This window comes from Acinetobacter sp. P1(2025) (assembly GCF_051390655.1).
Classification (GTDB): domain Bacteria; phylum Pseudomonadota; class Gammaproteobacteria; order Pseudomonadales; family Moraxellaceae; genus Acinetobacter; species Acinetobacter junii.
Window position 1 is genome coordinate 1 of record NZ_JBPKBJ010000121.1, and the last position, 5983, is coordinate 5983.

Genomic DNA, 5983 nt, shown 5'->3' on the forward strand with positions numbered 1-5983 from the left:
TGGCTACACGTTATCGAAATAGGCGTAAACGCATGGGTTTACGTCTGAATTTAATTGCTGCAATTTACAACATGGAGTTGGTTGAAAAATGATTTTTGCAAGAGGTCTAATGCAATTAAACCTGAACTCAAGTAAGCCGTAGCCGCATACGTAAAAATCTGAGATCCGATTAAGCTCAATGAGCCTGCGATGTAACTCAGTATTGAAACTTTATCTACAGGAAATCTTACTTTTAAAATGAACAGGACGACGATGGCTAGTGGCAAAGCTATAAAGAAACGCAGTACTAAAGCCCACATGGGATGTAAATCAGATACACTCCAAACAATCGCCAATGGGGTCGTCGCCCATATAAAAACGAGTAATCCATAAGTTAAAATCAGATTTGTACGTGAGGGCATATCATACTCAAGAAGCGGTTTTACGTTTTTGCTTTAAAATGGTTTGGTCTAAAGAACTCGAAAACTCACGCTTATCTCTTTCAGAAATTGGAGGAGGTCCTCCTGTTTGAACACCAGCACCACGCAAGGTATCCATAAAGTCTCGAAGATGTAATCGGGCTTTTACATTTGCAGTAGTATAGATTTCGCCACGAGGATGGATTGCAATTCCACCTTTCTCAATAACCTGTGCAGCCAAAGGAATATCTTGCGTGATTACAATGTCATTTGGCTGCATACGTTCCACAATTTCCTGATCAGCACGATCTGCCCCACTCATAACCTGAATAGATTTGATTCGTACCGAAGGTGTAATACCGACATTTTGATTGGCAACGAAAGTTACTTCTAATTGATAACGATCTGAAGCACGAAGAATCACTTCTCTTAAAATCTTAGGCAAAGCATCTGCATCTACCCATAATTTGAATGGCAGCACGTAAGCGAAAGCTCATATAAGTAAAATGCTAGTGTAGCAGATTGCTAGAAAAGTAGAGGGAAATTGAGCAAAGCAATCATTAAGACTCAATTGATTTGCTGTCTAAGTTTAAAACCCATTTTTTCATATAAATGAATTAATTTTATAGATTTACATATCGAGACTTGAAAAATCGATGTTACCCTCGATTTAATAGTATAAGTTCAATCTTTCCAGCATTACGATTTATGAAAATTCAAAACAGTCCAGAAATCATTACAATTCAAGATGAAAATTTCGGTAATCACGCTGAGCATTGGAACTTATTAACAGATAATCCTGCATCTGACGTACCTAAATGGTTAGGTCTGGCGTTAGATACTCCTGTTATGCCTATGGGATTGTGCACAGAAGAACATGAAATGGATCAATCATTTTGGTTGATTCAAGGTCCAAGTGATCAATCGATTGCAATTAATCAAATTATCGCTGTTGAAGATCAAAAACCACGTGCTTTAAAAACTGCATTTCCAAGTTTCCAAAGCCCATATAAATACGATGCACAGATTGAACGAATTATTACCTGTAAATCTGCAACCCAAGCGGTATTAAGACTAAATTTAAATAAAAGTACGACTATTTATGCATTTGATAATTTATTTAGTGTTAATCGCTGTAAATATGACAAAGATGAAACCTATCAAGTCCAATTTAATGCTTGGGCCTATGAATTAGAAGTAGTGTCAGAAGATGAGAAAATCATTGTGGATGACCCCGCTTCAATTAAACACCACCGTGCATTAAATGCAATTCTGGCTGAGCATAATGGAATTGCACCTGAAAACTTACAAGAATTGATTAATGCTTGGGAACCAAAAACGCCTGAAGATCAAGAACCTGTAACTGTCGACTTTTCTAAAATGGTCGCTTATTTATTTGGTGAAACATTAGGGCAAGAAGATGAGGCTTGGTTCCAAGGTAATATCGTTGGTAAAACTTCAATGCAGTTTATGCAAGACGAATATACCCTTTATGATGTCACTTTAGTTTTAGAGGATACATTACCTGCAATATTAATCCGTATTGCAACCAAAAATGATTTGTATAAAAACTTTAACATTGGTCAATATATTCGCGGCAACCTATGGATTCAGGCGAATATTTATGCTAAAACTGCTATAAAGTGAAATAAAATCACATAAATAGCAATTTTTAGGCGTTCTAATGAAAATTATACCAGAACAAACGACCACCAGTCTTATTCATTCAAGTGACCAAGGCCTTAAACTTGATGTTGGTGCTTTTTGCTTTTTTCTACTTGGTATGTTTTTAGCAGCACTTATTTTTCATCAAATTGGCATTTTCTAAAAATTTAATTCTTGTAAAAAAGCCCTCATTTTCGAGGGCTTTTTTTATTTGTCAGCGATTAACCATGGCGTTTTGCAAAATCATCCATAAAGTTAACTAATGCCTGTACACCTTCAAGTGGCACAGCATTGTAAATACTTGCACGCATACCGCCTACTGAACGATGTCCTGCAAGGTTAAGCAAATGTTGCTGCTCCGCTTCTTTTAAGAATGTCTTTTCCAAAGCTTCATCAGCAAGCGTAAATGGAACATTCATCATTGAACGATTTGGAAGTGCAATCGGGTTGTTATAGAAATCACTCGAATCAATATAACCATAAAGTAGTTTTGCTTTCTCTTGGTTCACTTTGTAGATCGCATCCACGCCACCTTGTTCAAGTAACCATTCAAAAACTAAACCAGATAAATACCAAGCATAAGTGGCTGGAGTATTAACCATTGAGCCATTTTTAGCTTGATCGTTATATTTCAAAATGCTTGGAATTTCAGGTTTTACTTGATCCAACAAATCATCACGAATAATGACAATCGTCAATCCTGCAGGTCCAATATTCTTCTGAGCACCCGCATAAATTAAACCAAATTTATTTACATCTAGCGGAGCAGACAAAATACTTGATGAGAAGTCACATACCAATGGCTTTTCAACATTTGGAACACCTGCAAACTGTAAACCACCAATCGTTTCATTATCTGCATAATGTACATATGCGGCATCAGCAGATAAGTTCCAAGTTGCTTGTTCTGTAATTGCATGCTTACCATCAATCAAAGTACCCGCTTCGATCACATTAATGTCACCGTAACGTTTTGCTTCTTTCAACGCTTTTTCAGACCAAATCCCTGTATGGATATAATCAGCTTTATTATTTTTACCCAACAAATTTAATGGAATCGCGGAGAATTGAAGGGATGCCCCACCTTGAAGAAAAAGTACTTTATAATTTTCAGGAATGTTCATGAGCTTACGTAAGTCAGCTTCTGCCTTTTCTGCAACAGCAACATAGTCGTTACTACGATGACTCATTTCCATGATCGACAAGCCTTTCCCCTGCCAATCCAACATTTCCTGTTGAGCTTTTTCTAAAACGGCAGTAGGTAGTGCAGCAGGACCAGCGCAGAAATTATAAGCACGCATGAGTTTTCCCTTGTGAAAGTGAAACAAATTGAGATGGGAATTTAATCATAGATTGGCGAAGCTTGCAGCAGCTTATCGCTTAAATATTTAATTTTATCTGCAAAATTTTTCGTTCATTCAACTATTTCTTTTTTTAAATACATTCAATTTTAGTGATTCATTATTATGTTTTATTCAAGTGAATATGATTATTTCATTGAATCTAGACTAGATTAAAAACTCTAATTTTTACAATTTAACTACACCAATTCAGGTTGTATAACTATTTAATTAAAAACATAATATTTTAATTTTACAAAAAGAACTTAGACTAACGCGAGTATTATTAAATTGCGACAAGCTCAAATGTTGAAACAAAATAATCGACCAAATTTAAGGGTCAAACGGTTTCAAAAAAAACTAAGCATGTGTATCCATATAATCACATGTAGTTTTTTTACAAGTTCAATATTTGCTCAAACTATTAGCTATAGTGAAGCTGAGCAATATATCGTTGAGAATGCATATAGCACACAAGCACAAAGAGCCTTACAACAATCAGCACAACTCGAAATGGATGCCATAAAAAATCTTGGGCTCCCCCGTATTGATCTCAATGCAACTGCCTATTCATTTCATAGTGAAACTAGCGTCCCATTAGAGTCAGGCAAACGTCGTTTAGAAAACTCACTTACACGTGGATTTGATGAAAAACTTTCTCAATGGGAAAACGTATTATCACCAGAAGTCATTGATCAAATAAGCCAAGGTTTTGATCAAGTTGTTAGTGATGGTCTAAATAAAGTACCCAATAATGTTGATGTAACCGTTAAAGATCAGGATGTAAGAACTTCGGTTTCTATGGTCATGCCATTATATACAGGGGGGAAAATCTCAAGTGCCAAGCAAATAGCGACTTTGCAGGCTCAACGCTCAACAATTAGCGAGAAACAACAGCAAGATGCTCAGCGTTTTGAAATGATCCAAGCTTATTTTAATGCCCAACTACAACAGCAGTTAGCCAATGTCAGCCTATTTAATTTTAATGCGATGCAACAGCATTATAACAATGCCCTAAAACTTGAAAAACAAGGGTTTATTAATAAAGGACAACGTATGCAGTTTGAGGTTGCCTTAAATAATGCTGATCGGGCTTATCAAAACGCACAATCTAACCTACAAGCAAGCTTGTTTAGTTTAAAAAATTTACTCAAAACCAGTGATCGTCTTAGCTTAAGTACACCATTATTTGTAAATACCACTCAAAAAAATGATTTAGAAACTTTTCTTAGCAATTATGATCAAAACTCAAGTTTAGTAAAAAAATTACAGATGGATACCCAACTGGCAAATGAAAATATCCGTATCCAGCAAGCAGCCCAAAAACCAAGTGTATTTGCCTTTGGTGAATACGGGTTAGATGATAAAGAAAATTGGATTATCGGCGTGATGGCGAAATACAATTTATTCTCTGGTATTGATAAAAATAAAAATATTCATGCTGCTGAATTGAAACGTTATGCAGCAGAAATGATGACTGAACGTACCAAACAAGAAATCGAAAATATTTTATATAAATCATATAGTGAGTTGAATGCATCTCAAACAAGCCATCAACTCTTAATCAAAAATACTCGTGCAGCCGAAGAAAACTTACGTATTCAACAATTATCTTTTAAAGAAGGTATGGGAACAGCAACACAAGTGATCGATGCACAAAATGCGCTGAATGCTTTAAAAGGTGAAATGGCGATAAATGCTTATAAATACATATTATCTTTAGCAACATTATTACAAAGCTACGGTTCAATCGAAGAATTCAAGCTTTATGTGAACCAACCTCGTACGGATTATATTCGTTAATTGGAGTACATCATGAATCAAAATATTTCATCACCCAATGTAGAAGATAATTCGAATAACGAGATCGTCGAAAACTCAACAGACAGTCAAGTTGATCAATCTAAAACTGATTCAGGTACACCATCACCACCTTCAAATAACGCAAAAATAAAAATCCTGATCGTCATTATTATCTTATTATTCTTGAGTTTGATTGCTTTTGGCTTATGGAAAGCCTATCAACCAAAATCAATCGAGCTACAAGGGCGAGTGGAAGCTGAAACTGTCCACATCAGTACTAAAGTTCCTAGTCGTATTGAAGAATTTTATGTCACTGATGGTCAAACAGTAAAAAAAGGACAAGCTCTTGTTCGTTTCGTAAGCCCTGAACTTGATGCAAAAAAAGAACAAGCTCAAGCAGCACTACAAAGTGCACTCGCTTTTCAATCAACAATTTATAGAGGTTCTCAACAAGAAAACATTGATACGCTATACGCTAACTGGCAAGCAATGAAGACCCAAGCTGACCTAGCTGCAACGACTTACAAACGAGGTGAAAACCTTTATCAACAAGGTGTTATTTCTCGTCAACGACGAGATGAAATGCTTGCAGCTCAAACCTCTGCAAAAGAAGCCGCTGAAGCAGCTTACCAACAATATGCACGCGCCAAACGCGGCAGTACAGAACGGCTTTGTTGCACAAACCTATCTGTAAAGGCTTTTTCAGCGATATAATTTTCAAATGAAGAAGCCTACACACAAAATCTACCGCACAACCAATTGGCCCGCATATAACCG

General features: G+C 36.2%; 5 protein-coding genes and 3 pseudogenes. 5 read left to right on the top strand and 3 right to left on the bottom strand.

Annotation, left to right across the window (positions count from 1 at the left end; translation table 11 throughout):
* Positions 1-92: pseudogene (locus ACSC97_RS17560) on the top strand (IS5/IS1182 family transposase); the annotation flags it as partial.
* A gap of 15 nt (positions 93-107) precedes the next feature.
* Here the strand turns inward: ACSC97_RS17560 and ACSC97_RS17565 are convergent.
* Positions 108-401: pseudogene (locus tag ACSC97_RS17565) on the bottom strand (DMT family transporter); the annotation flags it as partial.
* Positions 402-408: 7 nt separating this feature from the next.
* Positions 409-879 carry a YaiI/YqxD family protein gene (locus tag ACSC97_RS17570; protein WP_004913645.1) on the bottom strand — a complete coding sequence of 157 codons (471 nt, stop codon included), beginning with the start codon at positions 877-879 and terminating at the stop codon, positions 409-411.
* A gap of 227 nt (positions 880-1106) precedes the next feature.
* On the opposite strand from ACSC97_RS17570, the gene ACSC97_RS17575 reads away from it, so the two are divergent.
* Both ACSC97_RS17575 and ACSC97_RS17580 read left to right on the top strand, forming a co-directional pair.
* A complete protein-coding gene (locus ACSC97_RS17575; protein WP_087540480.1) occupies positions 1107-2045 on the top strand; it encodes a hypothetical protein in 939 nt (312 codons plus the stop codon).
* 37 nt (positions 2046-2082) lie between these two features.
* Positions 2083-2226, top strand: a complete 144-nt coding sequence (locus tag ACSC97_RS17580; RefSeq protein WP_004913649.1) for a hypothetical protein — start codon at positions 2083-2085, stop codon at positions 2224-2226.
* Positions 2227-2284: 58 nt separating this feature from the next.
* Here ACSC97_RS17580 and serC read toward each other — a convergent pair whose 3' ends face one another.
* Positions 2285-3364: a 3-phosphoserine/phosphohydroxythreonine transaminase gene (gene serC, locus ACSC97_RS17585; RefSeq protein ID WP_346801347.1), complete on the bottom strand. Its 1080-nt coding sequence runs from the start codon at positions 3362-3364 to the stop codon at positions 2285-2287.
* Between the two features lie 345 nt (positions 3365-3709).
* Here serC and ACSC97_RS17590 point away from each other — a divergent pair, with 345 nt between their 5' ends.
* Positions 3710-5206, top strand: coding sequence for a TolC family protein (locus ACSC97_RS17590; protein ID WP_436662230.1), 1497 nt, complete (start codon positions 3710-3712; stop codon positions 5204-5206).
* Positions 5207-5218: 12 nt separating this feature from the next.
* Positions 5219-5875 (top strand): annotated as a pseudogene (locus ACSC97_RS17595) (HlyD family secretion protein); the annotation flags it as partial.
* Between the last annotated feature and the right edge of the window lie 108 nt (positions 5876-5983).

Excerpts from the sequence above, each read along its gene's own strand:
- ACSC97_RS17580 (WP_004913649.1), top strand. The coding sequence starts at position 2,083 with ATGAAAATTATACCAGAACAAACGACCACCAGTCTTATTCATTCAAGT.
- ACSC97_RS17590 (WP_436662230.1), top strand. The coding sequence starts at position 3,710 with ATGTTGAAACAAAATAATCGACCAAATTTAAGGGTCAAACGGTTTCAA.
- serC (WP_346801347.1), bottom strand. The coding sequence starts at position 3,364 with ATGCGTGCTTATAATTTCTGCGCTGGTCCTGCTGCACTACCTACTGCC.
- ACSC97_RS17575 (WP_087540480.1), top strand. The coding sequence starts at position 1,107 with ATGAAAATTCAAAACAGTCCAGAAATCATTACAATTCAAGATGAAAAT.